Below are 22,230 nucleotides of genomic sequence, written 5' to 3' on the forward strand. Positions count from 1 at the left end.
GCTCACTCCAAGCATAGCCTGCCGGGGTCAGGAGATGGATTGCAGCAACAGCAGCAGCTCGTTCTGGCTGTGGCAGTCGGTCTTCTTGAACACCCCCTTCAGGGTGGAGCGCACGGTTTCCACTTTGACCCCCCGCAGCTCGGCGATGTCGTTGCTGCTATAACCCTTGCTCATCAGCACCAGCAGCTCCTTCTCCCCTATGGTGAGGGGATAGAGGCTGGCCAGGGCTTCGATATCCGGGTTGAAGGAGTGCTCAGGGTCGCGCAGCACCACCTCCACATAGCGCTCGAAGCGGCTTAACCCGCTCATCAGGGTGCACTGGATCAGCAGCGGCCTTAAATTGGCCTGACGGGGGATGGACATATAGGCGCTGGCGCCCGGCAACAAATAGACAAAGCCGTTCAATATCTCCTTGAACTGGCGTTGTTGTTCCTTATTTTGCAGTGAAAAAATACCATGCTGGGCCCGCAGCTCCACATTTTCATCAGAGATACGGTTAAACGCCACATTGGAATAATGAATATGTCCCTTGTCATCTATGATGGCACTGGGTTTATTATGGTTTTTAACCAATTGTTGCAGTTGATAATTCTGGGTCTCCAGGGCAAGCAGGTTCCAGTAATGCTGGCTCCATGCCGCCAGACCAGAATAGATCTCTGTCAGAGAGGTCAGATCCTGAGCGCTGAAATCATCTTGAGCGGCGCCACGATAACTGCACAGACTGCTGAGCCCGCGCCCCTTCACCCGACAGACACCGCCCGCCGCAAACTGGGCACCGAAACTTGCCAGCAGGCCCGGTGAATTGGAGATGGCGTTGGCGTTGACGATACCCTGGCAGCCCTTGTCCAGATAGTGATTGAACCACACATCCTGGCGATGGTGTTGCACATAGAACTGCTGCTGGGCCTCGGTCAGACCGCTCGCGAAGAGCTTGATCCCGTCACTCTTGTCATCATCCCGTAATAAAAACAGGGAGGAACTGCCGGACAAGTCGGAGCGAAATTGGTCTACTACCAACTTAATGTCAGAATCATTAATACCGCACTCATATAACTGGCTGATATAGGGCGATATCCTTTCTTTTACTAATGCCTTCACACCCGAACTCCTAATTCTTATTTTTATTGAAGAGGCATCTTACTCTGCAATGGGAAACTCGAAAAGTAGTCAAATGAACAAAGGTTTTATGACCAATCGATAAATAGTAATGCGCAAACTACATATGAAAACGGGCTGCAGAAATTTTTAAATCCAAACTAATGTTTCATATTGAATTTGTCGTTATAGCTCGGGTTTGACTGCATTTTCTGTGTTGGATGGGCGCCCTCCTGCCGACGCTTATGATTTGCTCGGATCTTTCCTGGCTGTTTCGTGCGCCCTGTGACTTTCCGTGACGCGTTTTCTCGCCCAGAGACAGCCTCAGATACTCGATCCTCCATCCCTTCAGCCCCTGGCAATGCCCTGGAGCAGGCCACTGCTGCCTCCACCTGCAGCCCGTCGTTTACCAAAAACTCATGCGAATCCCAATGATTAAAAATGTGCATTATTGGTTAATTTTATGTTTCCACCCCATGTGGCATCATGCATTGTATATACAAATCAACCATCGACAGGAGTTGAATCATGCTGTTCACAAGGAGGAGAAATGGAGCCTGAGAATGTAATCGCCGTCCCGGTCAAATCGGGGAGTGGCATCAAGTTGTTGCTGGCCAGCCTGTTTGGGATCGCCATCTTTTTCGTGCCGTTCGAGCTCGCCGGGCGCAGCACCATACTGGTGGATCACCTGGCCGGTGCCCTGATGGCGCAGCGCCCGCTCGCCCTTGGCCTCATACTGCTGCTGATCGCTTATGGTGCCATCAGCCCACTGCTGGATGGTCGCTGGCGCGCCCGTCCCATCGACACCCTGCTGAGCCTGTTCAAACTGCTTGGGCTCGGGCTAGCCATCTTGTATGTCACGAAACTCGGGCCGGCCTGGCTGATGACGCCGGATCGCCTGCCCTTCCTGTTTGACAAACTGGCCATGTCGGTGGGCCTCATCGTTCCCATCGGCGCCATGGCCCTCACCTTCCTGCTCGGCTTCGGCCTGCTGGAGCTCATCGGTGTGCTGATGCAGCCAGTGATGCGCCCGCTGTGGCGCACCCCGGGTCACTCCGCCATCGATGCGGTGGCCTCTTTCGTTGGCAGCTATTCGGTCGGCTTGCTCATCACCAACCGGGTTTTCCTCGCGGGCAAATACACGGTGCGAGAAGCCGTCATCATCGCCACCGGCTTCTCCACTGTTTCTGCCGCCTTCATGATCATCGTGGCCAAGACCCTCAACCTGATGGAACACTGGAATTTCTACTTCTGGTCGACCCTGGTAATCACCTTCGTCATCACCGCCATCCTGGCGCGCGTCCCGCCCATCTCCGGCATGGATCATCAAGGGGAAACCGATGAACCGCTGCCGGCAGACAAGAGCCGCTGGCAGGCCGCGCTGGAATCCGGGCTGGCCCAATCCAGTCAGGCGGATCCCGTGCTGCGCCAGTTGCAAGACAACCTGAAGGATGGTCTCAACATGGCCGCCGCCGTGGTGCCCACCATATTGTCGGTCGGCCTGCTGGGTCTGCTGCTGGCCCAGCACACGCCACTGTTCGATCTGCTGGGCTGGTTGCTGTGGCCCCTGACCTGGCTGCTGGGTCTCGGCGAGCCGCTGGAAACCGCCAGGGCACTGTCCGCCGGTCTCGCCGAGATGTTCCTGCCCGCCATCTTGCTAAAAGATGCGGATCTGCTGGTGCGTTATGTGACGGCCGTGGTGTCGGTAAGCTCGGTGCTCTTCTTCTCCGCCTCGATTCCCTGCATCCTGGCGACCAGGATCCCCATCAGCGTGGGCCAGCTGGTGGTGATCTGGCTGCTGCGCACCCTGCTCGGCATCCTGCTGGCCGCCCTCTGTGGTCGGCTGGCCATGGCCCTCGGTTGGCTGAGCTAGCCGCCACCCTAACCACAAATCAACAAAGCGCCATCAGGCGCTTTGTTGTATCTGCTTAGTCCCACACCTGGCGTGTGGCTCAGGACGCTATCTGGGCGAAGCGCCCGCTGTTGAAGTCATCGATGGCCTGCACTATTTCCGCCTGGCTGTTCATGACGAAGGGGCCATAACCGACGATGGGCTCGTCGATGGGCTCGCCGCTGAGCAGCAGTACGAGCGCATCCTCCCGGGCCTCGAGCTGCAACTGGCTGCCCTTGGGATCCAGCAGCACCAGCTGTGCCTCTCCCGCCTCCTGACCATTGACCCGCACAGTCCCCTTGAGCACTACGATGGCCGTGTTCCAACCATCAACGACGGGGACCTCAGCGCTGGCGCCGCCGTTTAGCCGCACGTCCCACAGGTTCATGGGGGTGAAGGTATGGGCGGGCCCCGTCACGCCGGCATATTCACCGGCGATGATGCGCACCAGCCCGGCCCCGTCGGCAAGGGCATGCTCGGGGATGCTGTCACTGCCGATGGCCTGATAGCCAGGCGCCGACATCTTGTGCTTGGCGGGCAGGTTGACCCAGAGTTGCACCATGTCGAGGGTACCCCCTGCCTGGGTGAATGCCTCCGAGTGAAACTCGTCGTGCATGATGCCAGCCGCCGCCGTCATCCATTGTACATCCCCCGGGCCTATGGTGCCGCCCTGCCCGGTCGAGTCGCGGTGCGCCACCTCCCCCTTGTAGACCAAGGTGACCGTCTCGAAACCCCGGTGCGGATGCTGCCCTACCCCTCTTGGGGAGTTGGCCGGTGCGAAATCCGCTGGCCCGGCCCTGTCCAGCAACAGGAAGGGGCTGAGCGCCTTGCCATGGCTCTGGTAAGAGAACAGGGATCGCACCGGGAAACCGTCGCCAACCCAGTGGGGACGCGGCGCGCTGTAGATGCCTATGACCTTTTTCATGATGCTCTCCAGATGGATGTGACTGTCTGAGCTCATTATGTAGATGGAACGCTGTGCGCAGTAGACGTAATATTGGGCACCAGCGTCCTATTTTGTGAACGATAAGGCCATGAACCAGGATCTCAACGATCTCTATTACTACGTCCAGGTGGTGGACAACGGCGGCTTCGCCCAGGCAGGTCGGGCCCTTGGTATCCCCAAATCCAAACTCAGCCGCCGCATCGCCCTGCTGGAGGAGCGGCTGGGGGTGCGTCTGCTGCAGCGCTCCAGCCGCAGCTTCCAGGTCACCGAGCTGGGACAGGCCTACTACGCCCGCTGCCGGGCCATGCTGGTGGAGGCCGAGGCGGCCCAGTCCCTCATCGACGCCACCCGCACCGAGCCCTGCGGCCTGGTCAGGCTCGCCTGCCCCATCGATTTGCTCCATGCCCATGTGGGCAAGATGCTGGTGGCGTTCGCGCAGGCCTATCCCGACGTCAGTATTCAGCTGATCGGGGTCAACCGGGCGGTGGATCTGGTGGCGGAGGGGTTGGACATCGCCATTCGGGTGAGGCCCTTGCCGCTGGAGGACAGCGATCTGGCCATGCGGGTGCTGGGGTATGCAAACCAGTGTTTGCTGGCGAGCCCCGCCCTGCTGGCCCGCCACGGGGAACCCAAGGGGCCGGCGGATCTGCTCACCTGGCCGAGTCTGGGTCACGGCGCCACCATGGAGGGGCATCAGTGGCGATTGCAGGGACCAAAGGGTGCCCAAGTGAAGCAGCACCATAGTCCCACCCTGGTCACCACCGACATGCTGACCCTGCGCCAGGCGGCCATCAGCGGCATAGGCATGGTTCAGCTGCCCACTATGATGGTGCGGGAGGCGCTGGATGATGGCAACCTGGTGCGTCTGCTCCCCGGCTGGGCGCCGCGCCGGGAGCTTATCCATGCGGTGTTCCCGAGTCGGCGGGGGTTGCTGCCATCGGTGCGCGCCCTGATCGATCATCTCGCCCAGCACTTTGCCCCTTTATCAGAGCATTGATCTATATATTATGTAATTTTCGATATTATATATGGATGCGATGCGGCGAAGGCACCCAGTCTCGCCCTGTCCGCACCGACAAATCCACTGTGGCAGGCTCGCAGACGATACCCCGGACTCCAGGGTCATGAGTGAGAAAATGCGGGAGTAAGCAAGGAAGGTGCTGAAGCTGTGACTCCAGGTCAAGTCACGTAGCGGCGCCCTTTTTTTGCGCACGGCGTCGGCTCCGACACTTTTGCTCTCAGGCAGTGGATGGGAAGCGGCGATGACAGCCTCACACTCCCATCAAGGCACGCGAATCTAACCGCCCGGCACTGCCACCACGGCTAGCCCCGCAGGCGGAACATCACAGAACCATTGAAAAAACGCAGCCGACCGGAGTCTCCCCCGATCGGCTGCGTTATCACTCGTGCTGCGTCCTTATAGCAGGCCTGGATCCCCCAGACAAGGCGGAGATCATGACAGGCCAGCAAGGACAACGGCAGCGTATCGCTCGCTGCCGTTAGCACCAATCACGCCTTAGAATGGCAGCTTCATGCCCGGCGGCAGTTGCATGCCACCGGTCAGCTCGCCCATCTTGGACTTGTTCTGCTCTTCCACCCGACGCACGGCGTCGTTGACGGCAGCGGCGACCAGATCTTCCAGCATCTCCTTGTCGTCTTCCATCAGGCTCGGATCGATCTCGATACGGCGCACGCTGTGGCTACCGGCCATGGTGACCTTGACCATGCCAGCACCGGCTTCGCCGACTACTTCCATCTGGGCAAGCTGCTCTTGCATCTTCTGCATGCGCTCTTGCATCTGTTGGGCCTGCTTCATCAGGTTACCCATTCCACCTTTACCAAACATAGGTCGTCTCTCGTCTTGAAATCCGGCATACAGCGCCGGGCTGTGGGCTTGTTCTGCCCTAGATGGGGGCAGCCATAGTATTTTTCAACCGGGAGCCAGGCTCCCGGCATGGGTTTTATCAGTGACTGAGCGGCTCGATACTCTCGGGATGGAGCACGGCGCCGAATCGCTGCTGTAGAAATTGTACATGGGGATCCTCGGCCAGATCCCGGGCCACCTGCTCGCGCACCCCAAGGTAGAGGCGATGCTCTATCTCGAGCGGCGTCTCCCGCGCCGGATCCGTGCCCAGGGTGACTTCCACCACCACGGCCTGACCGAACTCGGGGCCTATGATCTGCGCCAGATCGGCGCGGGCCCGATCGCTCACCAGATGACGCTGCTCGGGTTTGAGGGTCAGCAAGACCCTCTCTCCCTCGCGGGTCATCACGGAGTTGATGGCAAGCTGCCGCAGCCGGCCACCGACCCCGGTACGGGCAATCAGCTCAGCCCAGGGATCGCCACAGTTTGCGAGCAAGGAAGAGGGAATGAGCCTTGCGACTTCTTCCCCTTCCTCCTGTTCTGCATCCCCTTCCAGCTCGTCCCAGTCGATGGTCTCCATCACCTGGGCCGGCGTGGACGGCTCGCTCGCGGCGGCTATCTCGGGAGCGGCAATGGGTGCAGGAGGCGAGGTCGGCGCGGTCTTGCTCGCAGGCACCCCATCCAGATCCCAGGGCGGCAGATCGTCCTGGCTTGGGCTCGTCCTACTCGGCGCACCTGGTGCCTGAGGCGGGGAAACGGGGGCATGCGCGGCAACTTGCGCCGACATCTCGGCGCCATAGCTCTGGCTCAGGTACTCCTCGTAGTCGCTGCCACTCTCCTCATAGTCATCCAGTGGCGGCATATCCTCGTACCCCAGCGCCACATGCTGTGAACCTGATTGAGGTGCGGCGGGCTGCCAGGGGGCAGTTTGCTCGACTGGCACTGTTGGCACTGCGCGCGCCGGCGCTTGGGGAGCAGCGGAGATCGGTGCAGGTGCAGCCACCGGCTTGGTGGGCGTTGCCCGCGGCGCCGCGGCACTGGCTGTGGTGCCGGCGTCGGGGCGCAGGCGGCTGCGCAGCAGATTGCGCTTGCCAAGCAGGCTCTGCATGCTCGACGCGGGGGATGGGGCCGACTCGGACGCCATCATCTCGGCCTGCGGCTTCCCGGTTTCAGGGGGGATAGCAGAAGCCTCGACGGGCGCTGTCATCAACAAGGACTCGGCGACCGTTTCGGGCGTCGGCACCTCCCTTGAAACATCCGCCACCAGCGGCTCGGGCTGCGCCTCATAGCCCATCTGCCGGGCCGCCTGTAGCAGCTCCTCCTGCTCGGCAAAGAGCGGGGCACTCAGCTCATCAATATCGCTATCCAGCGCCTCATCGGCACCAGCCGGCGCTTGGATGGCTGGCTTGTCACTCGCAGGGAGAACCCCATCCGGGCTAGGGCTAACGGGGGCAGGCTGACTGGCGGCAGTCACCGCCACAGGGACAGGCTCAGCCCCGCGAGGCTTTCCCAGGCTGGCCGGTGCAACCCCCATCCCTGCCACGGGTGCCCCCGCCATGGAGACGGGCAAGGCACTCAGGTTGGCGGGGTGCAGCGCCTCGCGGCGCGGCGAGAAGGCCAGCATGCGCAAACAGGTCATCTCAAGGGCGGTGCGACCATCCGGTGCCCAGGGCAAGTCCTTGCGGCCCCCCAGCACGATTTGATAGCACAGTTGCACCTCTTCCGGGCTCATGGCCCCCGCCAGTTGCAGCAGGGCATCGGCATCGGCCCCCTGCTCCTGCACGCTGGCGGGCAGCAGCTGCGCCATGGCGACCCGATGGAGCAGGGCTTCCAGCTCGGCGTGCAGCTGATCGAAATCCGGCCCCAGGGTGGCGATTTCGGTGATCTTGGCCATGGTCGCCGGGGCGTCCTGGCGCAAGATGGCTTCCAGCAACTGGTGCAGGTGGTGATGATCGAGCGTCCCCAGCATGGTCAGCACGCTGTCCAGACGCACGCTGCCGTTGCCATGGGCCAGCGCCTGATCGGTCAGGCTCAGGGCATCGCGCATGCTGCCATCCGCCGCCTTGGCGAGCGCCAGCAAGGCGCGGGGCTCGAACGGCTGACCTTCCTGATCCAGCACCCATTCCAGTTGCTTGGCGATCTGGCTCTGATCCAGGCTCTTCAGGTGGAACTGCAGGCAGCGGGAGAGAATGGTGATGGGCAGCTTCTGCGGATCCGTGGTGGCCAGCAGGAACTTCACATAGGGAGGCGGCTCTTCCAGGGTTTTGAGCAGGGCGTTGAAGCTGTGGCGCGACAGCATGTGCACCTCATCGATGAGGTACACCTTGAAGCGGCCGCGGGCCGGACGGTACTGGACGTTGTCCAGGAGTTCGCGGGTGTCTTCCACCTTGGTGCGGGACGCCGCATCGATCTCCAGCAGATCGACGAAGTTGCCCTGATCGATCTCGCGGCAGGTATCGCAGACGCCGCACGGGTGGCTGCTGATCCCCTGCTCGCAGTTGAGGCTCTTGGCCAGGATGCGGGCGATGGTGGTCTTGCCAACCCCGCGGGTGCCGCTCAGCAGATAGGCGTGATGGAGCCGCCCCTGATCCAGGGCATTGGTCAAGGCGGTCAGCACATGTTGCTGGCCAACCACTTGTTCAAACGTATGGGGGCGCCATTTGCGCGCCAGAACCTGATAGCTCATAGATCTCGATGCTGGAAGACGAGGCATTGAGCCGGATGCTAACACAAATGCGGGGCGGGCTGTATGGGCGAAGGGCCGTCTTGGGAGGGATCGCTGGATTTTCAAACCGATGCCCGTTCGGGCACCGGTTTGCGGCAGATGAGAGGTTGACGAGGCCCCGTCATCCACCGGATAGGCGGCTTACTCGCCCGCGAGCTCGACCAGGGAGACCACCTTGACGCCAGCGGCGGTCAGGCGGGCATCACCACCGAGGGACGGCAGGGAGATGATGAAGGCGGCATCGGCCACTTCACCACCGGCGCGGCGGATAAGCTTGACGGTGGCATCGACGGTGCCGCCGGTGGCCAGCAGATCGTCGACGACCAGCACCTTGTCACCGGGGACTATGGCGTCGGTGTGCAGTTGCAGGGTGTCGGTACCGTATTCGAGGGCATAGGACTCCTCGATGACGGCGCGGGGCAGCTTGCCTGGTTTGCGCACCGGCACGAAGCCGAGGCCCATGGCGAACGCAACCGGAGCGCCGAAGATGAAGCCACGGGCTTCGGTGCCGACGATCTTGGTGATCCCTTGATCACGATAATGCTCAGCCAGCAGATCGATGGTGGCCTTGAAGGCCTCGGCATTCTCGATAAGGCTGGTGATGTCGCGAAACAGGATGCCCGGCTTCGGGTAGTCGGGAATGGTCTTGATGCTCGCTTCGATAAACTTCAGGGTATCCGGATTCATTATTTGATCGCTTATTTTTTGAGCCCAGTTGTGGCGTCTCATCTGATGTCGCCAGGGGGCAATAAAAAGGCCCGTCACGCAAAAATGACGGGCCGACTCCATAGCATTATTGCTGCAATAGCTTAGGGATTTCACTTCTCCATTGCAACTGGCTCCAGCACCGGCAGACGCATTAACCAGGTGAGCAGGATCACCATTATGGCAACGAGCAGCAGCCGTACCCAGGGCATGGGCACCACCAGCAGCGACACCGAGAAGGAGATCAGGATGAAGATGATGGCCCGGCGCCTGGCATGGCGACGGATGCCGCGATACTGCTGCCAATCAACGATGGGGGGACCAAACCAGGGGTGAGCCAGCAGCCAGCGATGGAAACGGGGGGACGAGCGGGCAAACAGCGCCGCCGCCAGCAACATGAAGGGGGTGGTTGGCAGCAGTGGCAACACGATTCCGACGATCCCAGTGGCAAAGGCCAACCAGCCAAGGGCCATCAAACACCAACGCTTCATCAGGACTCCGGTACAATACATCTTTCCCTAGCCTAGCAGACTTGCCCCCTCCCCCGACAGCGCCGCGATGGACTGCGAACGCTGTCTGCGCGTTATCTAGGCGCTAAGTACGTTACACTCCACGGGAGTCCGATTTACCCTGGGTACAAAGCTGACCGCTCGACTTACATCCCTCTACCATCTCACTTCTTTTTTGACCCCCATCCTGCCGGGTCCAGTTATGCGCGTTATCTCGACGCCCCCCATGCAGGGCATGCCGGATATGCACTCCTGCTGGCGCAACAGCTGACATCTGCCCCCGTTGCCACTAGAATCTCACCTCTTTCTTGGCTTCCATCTCTGCGGTACCGGTTATGGGCGTTATCTCGACGCCCCCATGCAGATCGGGCCGGATATGCACTCCTGCTGGCGCAACAGCTGACATCTGCCCCCGTTGCCACTACAATCTCGCCTCTTTCTTGGCTTCCATCTCTGCGGTACCGGTTATGCGCGTTATTTTGGCCCCCATGCAGGGGGTGCTGGATCACCTGATGCGGGAGGTACTCACCTCCGTCAACGATTACGACCTCTGCGTCAGCGAATTTATCCGGGTCGTCGATCAGCTGTTGCCCGCCAAGGTGTTCTATCGCCTCTGCCCCGAACTGCGCCAGGATGGCAAGACCCGTGCCGGCACCCCGGTGCGGGTGCAACTGCTGGGCCAGCACCCTGAGTGGCTGGCCGAGAACGCGGTGCGCGCCATCGAACTCGGCTCCCCGGGGGTCGATCTCAACTTCGGCTGCCCCGCCCCCACGGTCAACAAGAGCAAGGGTGGCGCCGTGCTGCTCAAGGAGCCCGAGACCATCTATCGCATCGTCAAGGCGGTGCGCGAAGCCGTGCCTGCCCACCTGCCGGTCAGCGCCAAGATCCGCCTCGGTTACGATGACAAGGAGCTCTATCTGGACAACGCCCAGGCCGTGTATCAGGCGGGCGCCTGTGAGCTCGCGGTACACGCTCGCACCAAGCGGGAAGGCTACAAGGCGCCGGCCCATTGGGAGTACGTGGATGCCATTCGCCGCGCCCTGCCCATTCCGGTCACCGCCAACGGCGAGATCTGGGATCACCAGGATGCCCTCAAGTGCGCCCAGGTTTCCGGCTGCGATGCGCTCATGGTGGGTCGCGGCGCCATCTCCTTGCCCAACCTCGCCAACGTGATGAAGACCGGCTGCGCCCACATGAGCTGGGCCGAAGTGCTGCACCTGATGGTGAACTATACCGAGCAGGACTTGGCGAGCGAGAAGGCCGACTACTATCCCAGCCGGATCAAACAGTGGTTCAGTTACCTCAAGCGCGAATATCCTGAGGCCGACGTGTTATTTCGGGATATTCGTCTGCACAAGGAGACAGGACCTATTCGGGAAGCCCTGCTGCAAGCCGCGAAAACTGTGAGCTAACCGACCTTTACTTGACTCATGTCATCTTGATAATCCGCGCATTTCCCTATACTGGCCGAGTTTTATCATCCGTCTTTGGGGGCCAGTGTGTGTGAAATGACGCAAGCCCAGTTAGCCGAATGGCGTGATCGCCTGCAAGCAGACTGGGCGCAAGTAAGAGAAGAGCTGATTGCCCAGCTCAAGGCCAGCCGACGGGACGAATGGGCGGAAAAGGTGGGGCATTGCGAGCGGGATCAGCTAGTTGATCTGACCAGCCGACTCGATCTGCCGAAGGTGGAGCAGTGCGTGGCGCGGCTCAAGCGCATCGATGCCGCCCTCTGCCAGATGGACTTGGGCCTCTATGGCCTCTGCTCCGACTGTGAGGAGCCGCTCGCCATCGATCAACTCGAGCAGGATCCCACCCTGCAACGCTGCCCGCGCTGTGAGGCACGTTATCGCAAGGGTTTCCACGCCCACGAACTCTGATGGGGCACCCGTTGTGCCCCTCATGATCTTATCTATTTAGTCCGACCTCCCTCCCCCAGCACCCGTTGCCACCTCTTCAGCAGCACCTCTGTTTGGATATTCAATCTCCTACAGTCGACACAACTGCTATTGATAGATATGGCAATACAAAAGGGAAGCCAGAGGCTTCCCTTTTAATCGTTTCTTTGCCTGGTACAGGGCGGGGCTGAGGTCCCGGACACATAAGTCCGTGACTCAAGCTTCGTCAGTCATACCCCGCTTTCCCGGGGCATGCTGGCACCCGTTCGGCCAGTGGCGGCTGATGAGTTCTACTGGGCCAGCAGGTGACCCACCAGCTCATTGCGCCAGCCTTGCAGCAGCATGGGCTTGTCGGCGCGGGCGCGCTCCTCGTCATTCATGCGCCAGCTCCAGGTGAAGTACTGGTGAATGATCTTCTTGCTCGCCACCAGCTCAGGGGGGATGTTGCTGGCCTTGGCCTTCTCTTCCACCATGCCCTTGATGCGCTTGAGCTCCGCCTTGTACTGGGGGTAGTCCACCAGGCGGCGAATGGGCTCGGGCCAGCTTTCCGGCGCGCTCTGCTGGGCGGCAGCAACGATATCCAGCATCCTCTTGCCGTGGATCTTGATCTCGATCGGGGCCAGACCCAGCTCGTTGAGGTCGCGCAGGGAGGTGGGCTTGCGCTCCGCCACCTTGAACAGGTGCAGCTCCTTGACCACGAAGTTCAGGGCCAGATCCCGGCGCACCGCCTCTTGCTGGCGCCAGGCGGCCAGCTCGCGCAGGATGGCGAGTTCGCGCCGTCCCAGCTGCCAGGCGTTGATGATCTCAAGATAAGCCTGACGGGGATCGCTGCCCTGGGTCTTGCGGGCGCAGTGGTTCTGGCACTCCTGTTCGAACCAGGCCTGCTTGCCGCTCTCTTGCAGCTGCGCCATCACCTTGGTGTAGAGCGGCATCAGATAGAAGACATCGGCGGCCGCGTATTCCAGCTGACGGGCGGTCAGCGGGCGGGCCAGCCAGTCGGTGCGCGCCTGATCTTTTTCAAGGGCCACCCCGAGAAACTCCTGCACCAGGGCGCCGAAGCCCACGGATACGCCGTGGCCGAGGAAGGCGGCCGCCAGCTGGGTGTCGTGCATCAGGTTGGGCAGATGACCCGCCTGATGCTGGATGAGCTCCAGATCCTCGCCGGAGGCGTGCAAGATGGCCACCTGCCCCGCCCGGCCGAGACGCTGCCAGAGCCCGGACAAATCCAGGGTCAGAGGATCCAGCAGAGCCAGCTGATGACCGTCATAGATCTGGAACAGACCGAGCTGGGGATAATAGGTACGGGTGCGAACGAATTCGGTATCGATGGCCAGGGGAACGTCGGCCAGGGAAGCCAGATACCGTTCCAGTTCGGCTTGCTGTGAAATGAGTTGATATTGCATCTATACCTGCACCTTGGTCGAAGATAAGGGTCGAAGTTCGGAGCCCAAAAAAGAAAAAACCGTGGGCTGACCCACGGTTTTGCATGACATCAGCTGTCTGCCCGCTACTGCTTCGCAATCTCCTCGTCGCGCAGCACGCGGCGCAGGATCTTGCCCACATTGGTCTTGGGAAGTTCGTCACGAAATTCTACCAGTTTCGGTACCTTATAGGCAGTCAGATGTTTGCGGCAGTGGGCAATTATCTCGTCCTCCTGCAGCTTTGCATCTTTCTTGACCACGAAGATCTTCACCAGCTCGCCGGACACCTTGTGGGGCACCCCCACGGCGGCCACTTCCAGCACCTTGGGATGCAGGGCCACCACGTCTTCGATCTCGTTCGGATAGACGTTGAAGCCGGAGACCAAAATCATGTCCTTCTTGCGATCGACGATCTTGAAGAAACCCTGCTCGTCGCACACAGCGATGTCACCGGTACAGAGCCAGCCATCCTGCATCACCTCGGCGGTGGCTTCCGGCCGCTGCCAGTAGCCGGTCATCACCTGGGGGCCACGCACCTGCATCTCACCGGGGGCGCCGAGCTCTGTGATCACAACGCCCTTGTCATCCACCAGACGGATCTCGGTGGAGCAGACCGGCAGACCGATGGAGCCGTTGTAGTCCACCAGATCGTAGGGACAGACGCTCACCAGGGGCGAGCATTCGGTCAGGCCATAGCCTTCCAGCAGCGGGGTCTCGGTCAGCGCTTTCCACTGCTCGGCCACCGCCCGCTGCACCGCCATGCCGCCGCCTATGGTGAGCTTGAGGCGGGAGAAGTCCATGTTCTGGAATTCGCCGTTGTTGACCAGGGCGTTGAACAGGGTGTTGACCCCTGTGATGCAGGTGAAGGGGTACTTCTTGATCTCTTTGACAAAGCCCGGGATGTCGCGGGGGTTGCTGATGAGCAGGTTGTAGCCGCCGAGGCGCATGAACAGCAGGCAGTTCACGGTCAGGGCGAACACGTGGTAGAGCGGCAGCGCGGTGACCACGAACTCCTTGCCCTTCTCCAGCACGGGGCCATAGACGCCGAGGCACTGCTCGACGTTGGCAATCATGTTGCGGTGGGTCAGCATGGCGCCCTTGGAGAGACCCGTGGTGCCCCCCGTGTATTGCAGGAAGGCGATGTCCTGATTGCTGATCTCCGGCTTGATGTACTGCAGGTAGCGGCCCTTGGCCAGGGCCTGGCGCATGGTGCTGGCGTGGGGCAGGTTGTATTTGGGCACCAGCTTCTTGACGTATTTCACCACGAAGTTGACGAGCGTGCCCTTGGCCAGCCCCAGGTTATCCCCCATCCGGGTCAAGATCACGTGCTTGACCGGGGTGTCGTAGACCACTTTTTCCAGGGTATGGGCGAAGTTGGAGACGATGACGATGGCCTTGGCACCTGAGTCTTTGAGCTGATGTTCCAGCTCCCGCGGGGTATAGAGGGGGTTGACGTTCACCACCGTCATGCCGGCGCGCAAGATGCCAAACACGGCGATGGGGTATTGCAGCAGGTTCGGCATCATCACCGCCACCCGATCACCCTTGGCGAGCTTGAGCTCGTTTTGCAGGTAGGCGGCGAAGGCGCGGGACTGCTCCTCCAGCCGGCGATAGGTGATGGTCTGCCCCATGTTGACGAAGGCGGGCTGATCGGCAAACTGGGTCACCGACTCCTCGAACATCTCGACCAGAGAGCCGTATTGGTCTGGATTGATCTCGGCGGGGACCCCTTCCGGATAACGTTTCAGCCAGACTTTTTCCACGAACTTCTCCTGCATAACTAGCACCTGTGCGCTCACTGTGTTGCCTCCGTCCCTGTCCACATCAATTTCAATCAGTTGTTTTAAGCTTGAGCTCTAGTGTCGCCATATTTACATAAGGCAACATCGATTAACAGCAAATTAACAACGAGAAAGTGTGAGGGAGAAAGCAAACCTGAAATGATGTAAAGCCGCCGATCCTAACGGATCTGACAGAAATTTTCGATACAAACGGCGGTTTTTGCTGAATTATCCATATGAAAATGATGATTTCCTGCCACGACTGCCATTTCTATCTGCCTGAAGGCCCCGGCCCTCTGCTGCCACTGCGCCAGCAGCGCCTCAAACCCCTGCTCGCCACGGATAAACAGCACGGGACAGGCAATGGCCCGGATCAGCGCCTGGGCCTGCCCCTCGCTCATGCGCAGCGGCGAGAGATCCCGCAACCTGGGATCGCTACGCCAGTGCCAGCGCCCCTCCCGCACCACGAGCTGCCGCTCGCAGATAAGGCGCGCCGCCGCCGGCGAGATGTCCGCCACCTTGCAACGGGCCGCCACGGCTTCGTCGAGAGAGGCAAAACCGGCCGATGCCCGCTCTCGGGTGCGACTGCGATTGAGGATAGCCCGCCGCACCTGCTCCGGCACCGATTCATCGGGCTGGCTGAGCGGCCCCAGCCCCTCCAGCAGGATGAGTCGTTCGATTTGCTCGGGGAAGACACCGGCATAGGCACAGGCGATCAGCGCCCCGAGCGAATGGCCGAGCAGCACGAAGCGCTGCCAACCGGCGGCCTGGCTTATCTGATGGAGATCGTCCAGCCAGTCGATAAAGACGTAGGGGGTCGATTTGTGATCGGAATGCCCATGCCCGGGCAGGTCGATACAGATGAGGTGAAAATCATCGAGATAAGGGGCAAGGGGCAGGAAGCTCGCGCCATTGTCGAGCCAGCCGTGCAGGGCGATGAGCAGAGGTTTGCCCTGCCGGTCGTTATCCAGCAGGGCAACCTCACGGCCATCGGCCAGGGGCAGTCGGTATTCGCGCATCGACACCCTGTTCATCACCAGTAGCGGTGCAGCGACCGTCTCGGCCAGTAGGGATCATAGAAGGGGTCGTAGAAATAAGGGTCCGCATAGCGGATCTCCACCTCTTTGACCGGCGACCACAGCTTGCTGGCGGTCACCTTGAGCACGGAGAAGCGGTACTTGTGCTTGCCAATCGCGCTCTCCTCCGGCGCCTCCAGGGTACCGAGCACCGTCAGGCTGCGCCCCTTGGCATAGAGGCCGGGATCCGCAAAGCCCTTCATGACGGCGAGAAATCGCCCCGGGCTCTGCTCGGTCTGCTCCGGCACGCCATTGCTTTTCAGCGGCAGGTAGACCACCTCTATGATGCTCTGATCCTGCTCGTTGTGAACCGCGGCGATGACTCCGCTCCAGCGGGCAGGCTTGCCTTCCATGCCCGCAAGCGCCGGCTGATAGGCCACCAGGGCGCTCTCTGGCTCATAGGCCAGCTCCTTGGGCACAGAGCTGCAGCCACCAAGCAGCAGCCCCATCAGACCCAGCACTATCATGCGCTTCATCATTCGCTCTCCTTATGGACTCTCAATTCACAATGGCAGTGCCTTGCTAGCAGGTCGAGGTTATTCCCGGCCCGGCAGCTTCTTCCAGGTCACCTTGTCACGCAGGTAGACAGGGCTGGCTTGCTCCACCGCCACCGCCTCCCCCGCGAGCCAGGCGCTGCGGGCCAGCGGCAACATGTCCAGCGCCGCCGGGAAGCGTACCTGCTGGCTCGGGACAAGGGTCTCGGCCATGGTGCCCAGCACCTCGCCATAGGTTTCAAAGCCGGTGCCCACCGCAGACCAGTTGCCCGGAAGCACTGCGTCAGCGCCGAACTCGCTCGCCAGCAGGGCGGGATCGCTCACCACCTCTTCCCCCACCAGCGCCATGCAGTCACCCTGCAGCTCATAGCGGCCGAAGTAGACCTCGTTCATGCGCGCATCGATGGCGCTGAGTACGCGGGTTGCCCCCTCCTGCCGGTGCACCCCTTGGGCCATGGCCGCCAGGGTGGAGATACCGATGAGCGGCACACCGGCCCCAAACGCCAGCCCCTGGGCCACGCTGATCCCAATGCGTACGCCGGTGAAGGAGCCCGGGCCCCGGCCAAAGGCGATGGCATCGAGCTGGTCCAACGATAAACCGGCCTCGTCTAACACAGCCTGAACCATGGGCAGGATTTTACGGGTGTGATCCCGCGGCGCCTCTTCCCAGCGGGCGTACTGCTTGTCCCCCACCAGCAGGGCGGCGGAGCAGGCTTCGGTGGCGGTATCAACGGCCAGGATCTTCAACTCATCCATTCTTTTTTATTCTCTTCACATCAATCGGTTAAGTCATCTGCAGTAATCATACTGCAGTATATACAGAGCATGTCAGGCAGCGCCCGGGCAGGCGACATCATGCCCGGCGGGGAGATGAGCGGGCTAGGCATGCTCACTGGTTCCCCTTGAAAAAGTCCCCCAGGGTCGCGAGCTCTCGCGTGCGCGGGATGGCGGGCAGGCTCTTGATAAAGGTGGCGCCATAGGGTTTGTTGACCATGCGCGGATCACAGATGACCAGCACGCCGTGATCAGACCGATCACGAATGAGTCGCCCGACCCCTTGCTTGAGCGCAATCACCGCCTTGGGCAGCTGGATGTCGGCGAAGGGATCCCCTCCCTTCAACTTGCAATCGTCGACCCGCGCCTTGAGCAGAGGGTCGTCGGGGCTTGCGAACGGCAGCTTGTCGATGATAACACAGGACAATGCGGCCCCCCGTACGTCTATCCCCTCCCAGAAGCTGCTGGTGGCCACCAGCACGGCGCGGCCATTCTCGACGAACGCCTTGAGCAGCCGCTGCTTGTTGTCCTCCCCCTGCAGCAAGACGGTGCGGCCAATTTCGCGGCGCAGCACCTCCGCCACCTGGCGCATCACCTGATGACTGGTGCAGAGGAAGAAGCAGCCCCCCGGCGTCTTGTTGATGAGCGGGATCATCAAGGTTGCAAGCTGCTCTCCCCGCCCGAAGGCGTTGGGCTCGGGCAGGAAGCGCGGCACGCACAGCCGTGCCTGCTCGGCGTAATCGAACGGGCTGTCGAGGACGAGCTCGGCGCTGCCGGCGAGTCCCAGCTCGGTCTTGAAGTGATCGAAGCGCATATCCACCGTCAGGGTCGCCGAGGTAAACACCCAGGCCACCTCGGGGCGCAGCACCTCGGCGCCGAAGCGATCGGCCACCGACAGCGGGGTGAGGTTGAGGGTAAAGTGCAGCCGCGAGCAGTCGTACCAGTAGGAGAAACCTGTCTGGTTGATGGCGAGCACCTCGCCCAGGCGAGTACGCAGCTCGCTTATCCGCTCGAAGGCGTGATCGAGCTGCTCACCACGGCCGAGGGCGAGTTTGAGCACCTCGTAGCACAAGCCCAGCGCATCGTTAAGCCGCGCCAGCGCCTGGGCCCAGAGCGGCTGGCGCAGCATGTCGCGGGTATTGCCACGGCCCCCGTCCACCCCGAAGGCGAGCCGCAAGTCCTGGCTTGCGATGGCTAGCCTGTCCGCCGCCTTGCCAAGCTGCCCCATGTCGTGGGCCTCGGCGCGATAGGCAAGCTGGATGTCCTGGGCCAGATCCGAGATGGTGCGGCTGCCCACCGACTTGCCGAAGTAGTTGGTGGCTATCTCCGGCAGCTGGTGCGCTTCGTCGAACACATAGACCTGAGCCTCCGGCACCAATTCGCCAAATCCCGTGTCTTTCACCGCCATATCGGCGAAGAAGAGGTGATGATTGATCACCACTACCTGGGCATCCATGGCCCGGCGCCGGGCCACCACCAGGTGGCAGTCATCGTAATAGGGGCAGTCGCGACCCAGGCAGTTGTCATTGGTGCTGGTGATATGGGGCAGGATCTCGGCATTTTCCTGCAGCTCGGGAATATCCCCCACATCGCCGGTATCGGTGGCGGTGGACCAGGACTTCACCTTGACCAGATCGCTCAGCACCTCGGGCTTTTGCAGATGGGATTCACTGAGCAGACGGTTCATGCGCTCGATGCACAGATAATTGCTGCGCCCCTTGAGCAGGGCCACCGGCGGGGTATAGGAGAGCGCCTCTGTGATGGTGGGCAGATCACGATAGAAGAGCTGCTCCTGAAGGTTCTTGGAGCCGGTGCTGATCACCACCCGCTTGCCGGACTCCAGCGCCGGCACCAGGTAGGCGTAGGTCTTGCCGGTGCCCGTCCCCGCCTCCACCAGCAGGCGTCCCCCGCTCTTGATGGCGCGCGCCACTGCCTCGGCCATTTCCAGTTGCGGCGCACGGGCGACAAAGCCATCGATGTGGCTGGCCAGGGGGCCGTCTGGCTTGAACAGGGTCTGTATGGTCAAAAGGGAGTCCCGCGCAAAAGCGGTCATTATGCCAAAAGTGAGGAGAAAGCGGGATCGCTAAATCGCATCGCGAGGCAGGTGTCTGTACGCGGGTCGTCGCTCACATCGCCGCACAGGGTGAACGGCATCCGCGCCGTGCACATATTGACCTCAAGGAAAGCGAGCGAGCGGGCGAATCTCACACGAAGAGATCGATTTTATGCTCGGGATCCGGCTTGTGATCATCATCCTTTGTCGCTGGTTGATCACGCCTAGCCTGGGGATGGGGTGACTGCTGCGAGCCGCCGCCACCGCCATCGGCACTGGTCTTGCGCAACTTGTGCTTCTGGCTTATCTGGGTCACCTCCCGCTTGATGTCATCGGGACTCGGGGCCGCGGGTGCTCTGGGCAAGATGGGGAATAACAGGTCCTGACTGGGCATGATGTGACTCCGGCTGAGCTGATTGATTAGTTATCGACCGAACAATCGTTTTCTTGATTTTAATCCATCAAGCCGCATTCTCGGGTTGCATTTTCCGTCAAGGTCGGTAATGTAAATCAGGCGTCATCTACGACATCTTTTTTGTAAAGGATTCATTACATGAAGTTCAGCCAACTGAAGACTCATCACCACCATCATCATCCCGAATAGTCTTTCAGGAGGTTGACTGCTGGAAGACACTTAACTGGTGACTTCCAAAAGGACCGCAAGATTCATAAACCCTCGGAAGCACACACTTCCGAGGGTTTTTTCGTTTTTGACTAGAAGGAAATCGAGCAATGGAAACACAACGTCTGCGCATCGCCATGCAAAAATCCGGTCGCCTGAGCCAGGACTCCCAGGCCCTGTTCAAGAGCTGCGGCCTCAAGATCAACCTGCGTGAGCAGCGTCTCATCGCCCACGTCGAGAACATGCCCATAGACATACTGCGAGTGCGCGATGACGACATCCCGGGTCTGGTGATGGAAGGGGTGGTCGACCTTGGCATCATAGGCGAGAACGTGCTGGAAGAAGTCCAGCTCATCCGCGCCGCCCAGGGCCAGCCCTCTGCGGTCAAGACCCTCAAGCAGCTCGATTTCGGTGGCTGCCGCCTCTCCCTCGCCATCCCGAGCGACGCCGACTATCAAGGCCCGGCGAGCCTGGCTGGCAAGCGCATCGCCACCTCCTACCCGGGCCTGCTCAAACGCTTCTTCGACGAGCAGGGCCTTGGCTTCAAGAGCGTGATGCTGGGAGGCTCGGTGGAAGTGGCGCCGCGCGCCGGCCTGGCGGATGCCATCTGCGATCTGGTCTCCACCGGCGCGACCCTGGAGGCCAACGGCTTGAAAGAAGTGGAGGTGATCTATCGCTCCAAGGCGGTGCTGGTACAGGCCCCCAATCCCTTAAGCGACGCCAAGCAGAAGATCATCGACAAGCTGCTGCCCCGCATCCAGGGCATGCAACAGGCCCGTGAGAGCAAGTACATCATGCTGCACGCCCCGAAAGAGAAACTCGAGGCCATCACCTCCCTGCTGCCGGGAGCCGAGCGTCCCACCATCATGCAACTGGCCGGCGACACCAATCAGGTGGCCCTGCACGTGGTCTCCAGCGAAACCCTGTTCTGGGAGACCATGGAGCAGCTCAAGGCCCTGGGTGCCAGCTCCATCCTGGTGCTGCCCATCGAAAAGATGATGGAGTAAGGACGGATATATGCAGACCCTGATCTGGAAGACCCTCTCCCCCGCCCAGCAGGCCGATGTGCTGACCCGGCCTGCCCTTGGCGACGAAGCCAGTATCGGCAACCTGGTGAAGGAAATCATCGGTGCGGTGCGTGCCCGCGGTGACGAAGCCCTGCGCGAGCTCGCCCAACGCTTCGAGCGCGCCCCCCGCGAGCAGTTGCGAGTGAGCGAGGCCGAGACGGACGCCGCCTGTGCACGCCTCGGTGATGACATCAAAGATGCTATCAACGCCGCCATCAGCAACATTAATGCCTTCCACGCAGCCCAAGTGCAGCAGATTGTACGCGTGGAGACCCAACCTGGCGTCGTTTGTGAGCTGCGTACCCAGCCCATCAGCCGGGTCGGCCTCTATGTGCCGGGGGGCAGCGCGCCGCTCCCCTCCACCGTCATGATGCTGGCGATCCCCGCACGCCTGGCCGGTTGCCGTGAGGTGGTGCTCTGCACCCCGTCCCCCGCCAGCGACGAGATCCTGTTCGCCGCCCGCGCCTGTGGCGTCAAGCAAGTGTTTGCCATCGGCGGCGCCCAGGCCATCGCCGCCATGGCCTATGGCACCGAGTCCATCCCCAAGGTGGACAAGATCTTCGGCCCGGGCAACGCCTATGTGACCGAGGCCAAGGGCCAAGTCTCCCGCGACTGGCGCGGCGCCGCCATCGACATGCCGGCCGGCCCCTCCGAGGTGCTGGTCATCGCCGACGACAGCGCCAACCCGGCCTTCGTGGCATCGGATCTGCTCTCTCAGGCCGAGCACGGCCCGGACAGCCAGGTGGTGCTGGTGACCACCTCACCCCGTCTGGCCGATGCCATCAGCGGTGAGCTCAAGGCCCAGCTGGCCCGGCTCAGCCGCCGGGACATCGCGGCCAAGGCGCTCGGCGCCAGCCTGGTGATCCTGTGCGACGATTTGGACGAAGCCTGCGCCATCTCCAACACCTATGCCCCGGAACACCTGATAGTGCAGACCGAGGCACCGCGCGACCTCCTGGGCAAGCTCGAGAACGCCGGCTCCATCTTCCTCGGCCAATGGACACCAGAATCCGTGGGGGATTACGCCAGCGGCACCAACCATACCCTGCCCACCTACGGCTATGCCCGCACCTGCTCGAGCCTGGGGCTGGCGGATTACCAGCGCCGCTACACGGTGCAGGAGCTGAGCGCGGAAGGCATCAAGGGGCTCGGCCCTATCGTCGAGCGCATCGCCGAGGCCGAGGGGCTCGATGCCCACAAGAACGCCGTTACCCTGAGGCTGAAGGCACTGCAGAAGGGGCAATCATGAAGATGACAACCCCAGCGGGCCTCATCGCCCGCCCAAACAACGCCGTCACGTTGAGATTGAACG

19 protein-coding genes and 1 other annotated feature are annotated in these 22,230 nt (G+C 61.3%); of the genes, 6 read left to right on the forward strand and 13 right to left on the reverse strand.

Annotation, left to right across the window (positions count from 1 at the left end; all coding sequences use genetic code 11):
* Positions 1–27: 27 nt before the first annotated feature.
* A complete protein-coding gene (locus CUC44_RS02030) occupies positions 28–1,098 on the reverse strand; it encodes a helix-turn-helix transcriptional regulator (RefSeq protein WP_100858340.1) in 1,071 nt (356 codons plus the stop codon).
* Between the two features lie 547 nt (positions 1,099–1,645).
* Here CUC44_RS02030 and CUC44_RS02035 point away from each other — a divergent pair.
* On the forward strand, positions 1,646–2,968 hold the full coding sequence (locus CUC44_RS02035; protein WP_100858341.1) for a YjiH family protein: 1,323 nt from the start codon (positions 1,646–1,648) through the stop codon (positions 2,966–2,968).
* A gap of 79 nt (positions 2,969–3,047) precedes the next feature.
* On the opposite strand, the gene CUC44_RS02040 is transcribed toward CUC44_RS02035, so the two are convergent.
* Entirely contained in the window at positions 3,048–3,911 is an 864-nt protein-coding gene (locus CUC44_RS02040; RefSeq protein ID WP_100858342.1) for a pirin family protein, read from the reverse strand.
* 109 nt (positions 3,912–4,020) lie between these two features.
* On the opposite strand from CUC44_RS02040, the gene CUC44_RS02045 reads away from it, so the two are divergent.
* Positions 4,021–4,929 (forward strand): LysR family transcriptional regulator, encoded by a 909-nt coding sequence (locus CUC44_RS02045; RefSeq protein WP_100858343.1) that lies wholly within the window; start codon positions 4,021–4,023, stop codon positions 4,927–4,929.
* A 519-nt stretch (positions 4,930–5,448) separates the two neighbouring features.
* Here CUC44_RS02045 and CUC44_RS02050 read toward each other — a convergent pair.
* The 4 genes from CUC44_RS02050 to CUC44_RS02065 all read right to left on the reverse strand — a co-directional run bounded on the left by CUC44_RS02050 (position 5,449) and on the right by CUC44_RS02065 (position 9,717).
* On the reverse strand, positions 5,449–5,778 hold the full coding sequence (locus CUC44_RS02050; protein ID WP_100858344.1) for a YbaB/EbfC family nucleoid-associated protein: 330 nt from the start codon (positions 5,776–5,778) through the stop codon (positions 5,449–5,451).
* Between the two features lie 118 nt (positions 5,779–5,896).
* The gene (dnaX, locus tag CUC44_RS02055) at positions 5,897–8,482 is read right to left on the reverse strand and encodes a DNA polymerase III subunit gamma/tau (protein ID WP_100858345.1); all 2,586 of its coding nucleotides are present in this window, start codon (positions 8,480–8,482) and stop codon (positions 5,897–5,899) included.
* Positions 8,483–8,662: 180 nt separating this feature from the next.
* Positions 8,663–9,208, reverse strand: coding sequence for an adenine phosphoribosyltransferase (apt, locus tag CUC44_RS02060; protein ID WP_167388744.1), 546 nt, complete (start codon positions 9,206–9,208; stop codon positions 8,663–8,665).
* A 131-nt stretch (positions 9,209–9,339) separates the two neighbouring features.
* Complete coding sequence (locus tag CUC44_RS02065; RefSeq protein WP_100858347.1) at positions 9,340–9,717, reverse strand: YbaN family protein; 378 nt, start codon at positions 9,715–9,717, stop codon at positions 9,340–9,342.
* A 485-nt stretch (positions 9,718–10,202) separates the two neighbouring features.
* On the opposite strand from CUC44_RS02065, the gene dusC reads away from it, so the two are divergent.
* Positions 10,203–11,147: a tRNA dihydrouridine(16) synthase DusC gene (dusC, locus tag CUC44_RS02070; protein WP_100858348.1), complete on the forward strand. Its 945-nt coding sequence runs from the start codon at positions 10,203–10,205 to the stop codon at positions 11,145–11,147.
* A gap of 96 nt (positions 11,148–11,243) precedes the next feature.
* Positions 11,244–11,612: a TraR/DksA family transcriptional regulator gene (locus CUC44_RS02075; RefSeq protein WP_100858349.1), complete on the forward strand. Its 369-nt coding sequence runs from the start codon at positions 11,244–11,246 to the stop codon at positions 11,610–11,612.
* 308 nt (positions 11,613–11,920) lie between these two features.
* On the opposite strand, the gene rnd is transcribed toward CUC44_RS02075, so the two are convergent.
* The 7 genes from rnd to CUC44_RS02110 form a co-directional block, all read right to left on the reverse strand.
* On the reverse strand, positions 11,921–13,033 hold the full coding sequence (rnd, locus tag CUC44_RS02080) for a ribonuclease D (RefSeq protein WP_100858350.1): 1,113 nt from the start codon (positions 13,031–13,033) through the stop codon (positions 11,921–11,923).
* A 104-nt stretch (positions 13,034–13,137) separates the two neighbouring features.
* A complete protein-coding gene (fadD, locus tag CUC44_RS02085; protein WP_100858534.1) occupies positions 13,138–14,814 on the reverse strand; it encodes a long-chain-fatty-acid--CoA ligase FadD in 1,677 nt (558 codons plus the stop codon).
* A gap of 197 nt (positions 14,815–15,011) precedes the next feature.
* Positions 15,012–15,851 (reverse strand): alpha/beta fold hydrolase, encoded by an 840-nt coding sequence (locus CUC44_RS02090; protein ID WP_425266289.1) that lies wholly within the window; start codon positions 15,849–15,851, stop codon positions 15,012–15,014.
* 14 nt (positions 15,852–15,865) lie between these two features.
* Positions 15,866–16,387 carry a Slp family lipoprotein gene (locus tag CUC44_RS02095; RefSeq protein ID WP_100858352.1) on the reverse strand — a complete coding sequence of 174 codons (522 nt, stop codon included), beginning with the start codon at positions 16,385–16,387 and terminating at the stop codon, positions 15,866–15,868.
* Positions 16,388–16,444: 57 nt separating this feature from the next.
* On the reverse strand, positions 16,445–17,158 hold the full coding sequence (gene tsaB, locus CUC44_RS02100) for a tRNA (adenosine(37)-N6)-threonylcarbamoyltransferase complex dimerization subunit type 1 TsaB (RefSeq protein WP_167388745.1): 714 nt from the start codon (positions 17,156–17,158) through the stop codon (positions 16,445–16,447).
* Positions 17,159–17,291: 133 nt separating this feature from the next.
* Positions 17,292–19,202, reverse strand: coding sequence for a DNA repair helicase YoaA (gene yoaA, locus CUC44_RS02105; protein ID WP_100858353.1), 1,911 nt, complete (start codon positions 19,200–19,202; stop codon positions 17,292–17,294).
* A 178-nt stretch (positions 19,203–19,380) separates the two neighbouring features.
* A complete protein-coding gene (locus CUC44_RS02110; protein WP_100858354.1) occupies positions 19,381–19,623 on the reverse strand; it encodes a hypothetical protein in 243 nt (80 codons plus the stop codon).
* Positions 19,624–19,808: 185 nt separating this feature from the next.
* Positions 19,809–19,937: a sequence feature (His leader region), on the forward strand.
* Between the two features lie 24 nt (positions 19,938–19,961).
* On the opposite strand from CUC44_RS02110, the gene hisG reads away from it, so the two are divergent.
* Together hisG and hisD are read left to right on the forward strand one after the other, a co-directional pair.
* Entirely contained in the window at positions 19,962–20,858 is an 897-nt protein-coding gene (gene hisG, locus CUC44_RS02115; RefSeq protein WP_100858355.1) for an ATP phosphoribosyltransferase, read from the forward strand.
* Between the two features lie 10 nt (positions 20,859–20,868).
* Positions 20,869–22,167, forward strand: coding sequence for a histidinol dehydrogenase (hisD, locus tag CUC44_RS02120; protein WP_100858356.1), 1,299 nt, complete (start codon positions 20,869–20,871; stop codon positions 22,165–22,167).
* The last annotated feature ends 63 nt before the right edge of the window (positions 22,168–22,230 follow it).

Source organism: Aeromonas lusitana, assembly GCF_002812985.1.
GTDB lineage: Bacteria > Pseudomonadota > Gammaproteobacteria > Enterobacterales > Aeromonadaceae > Aeromonas > Aeromonas lusitana.

Bases quoted from the DNA above. Each gene is read 5' to 3' on its own strand.
- CUC44_RS02065 (WP_100858347.1), bottom strand. From the start codon at position 9,717: ATGAAGCGTTGGTGTTTGATGGCCCTTGGCTGGTTGGCCTTTGCCACT.
- CUC44_RS02040 (WP_100858342.1), bottom strand. From the start codon at position 3,911: ATGAAAAAGGTCATAGGCATCTACAGCGCGCCGCGTCCCCACTGGGTT.
- dusC (WP_100858348.1), top strand. From the start codon at position 10,203: ATGCGCGTTATTTTGGCCCCCATGCAGGGGGTGCTGGATCACCTGATG.
- apt (WP_167388744.1), bottom strand. From the start codon at position 9,208: ATGAATCCGGATACCCTGAAGTTTATCGAAGCGAGCATCAAGACCATT.
- CUC44_RS02090 (WP_425266289.1), bottom strand. From the start codon at position 15,851: ATGCGCGAATACCGACTGCCCCTGGCCGATGGCCGTGAGGTTGCCCTG.
- CUC44_RS02050 (WP_100858344.1), bottom strand. From the start codon at position 5,778: ATGTTTGGTAAAGGTGGAATGGGTAACCTGATGAAGCAGGCCCAACAG.
- CUC44_RS02035 (WP_100858341.1), top strand. From the start codon at position 1,646: ATGGAGCCTGAGAATGTAATCGCCGTCCCGGTCAAATCGGGGAGTGGC.
- CUC44_RS02045 (WP_100858343.1), top strand. From the start codon at position 4,021: ATGAACCAGGATCTCAACGATCTCTATTACTACGTCCAGGTGGTGGAC.
- tsaB (WP_167388745.1), bottom strand. From the start codon at position 17,158: ATGGATGAGTTGAAGATCCTGGCCGTTGATACCGCCACCGAAGCCTGC.
- CUC44_RS02110 (WP_100858354.1), bottom strand. From the start codon at position 19,623: ATGCCCAGTCAGGACCTGTTATTCCCCATCTTGCCCAGAGCACCCGCG.
- rnd (WP_100858350.1), bottom strand. From the start codon at position 13,033: ATGCAATATCAACTCATTTCACAGCAAGCCGAACTGGAACGGTATCTG.
- hisD (WP_100858356.1), top strand. From the start codon at position 20,869: ATGCAGACCCTGATCTGGAAGACCCTCTCCCCCGCCCAGCAGGCCGAT.
- CUC44_RS02075 (WP_100858349.1), top strand. From the start codon at position 11,244: ATGACGCAAGCCCAGTTAGCCGAATGGCGTGATCGCCTGCAAGCAGAC.
- CUC44_RS02095 (WP_100858352.1), bottom strand. From the start codon at position 16,387: ATGATGAAGCGCATGATAGTGCTGGGTCTGATGGGGCTGCTGCTTGGT.
- dnaX (WP_100858345.1), bottom strand. From the start codon at position 8,482: ATGAGCTATCAGGTTCTGGCGCGCAAATGGCGCCCCCATACGTTTGAA.
- hisG (WP_100858355.1), top strand. From the start codon at position 19,962: ATGGAAACACAACGTCTGCGCATCGCCATGCAAAAATCCGGTCGCCTG.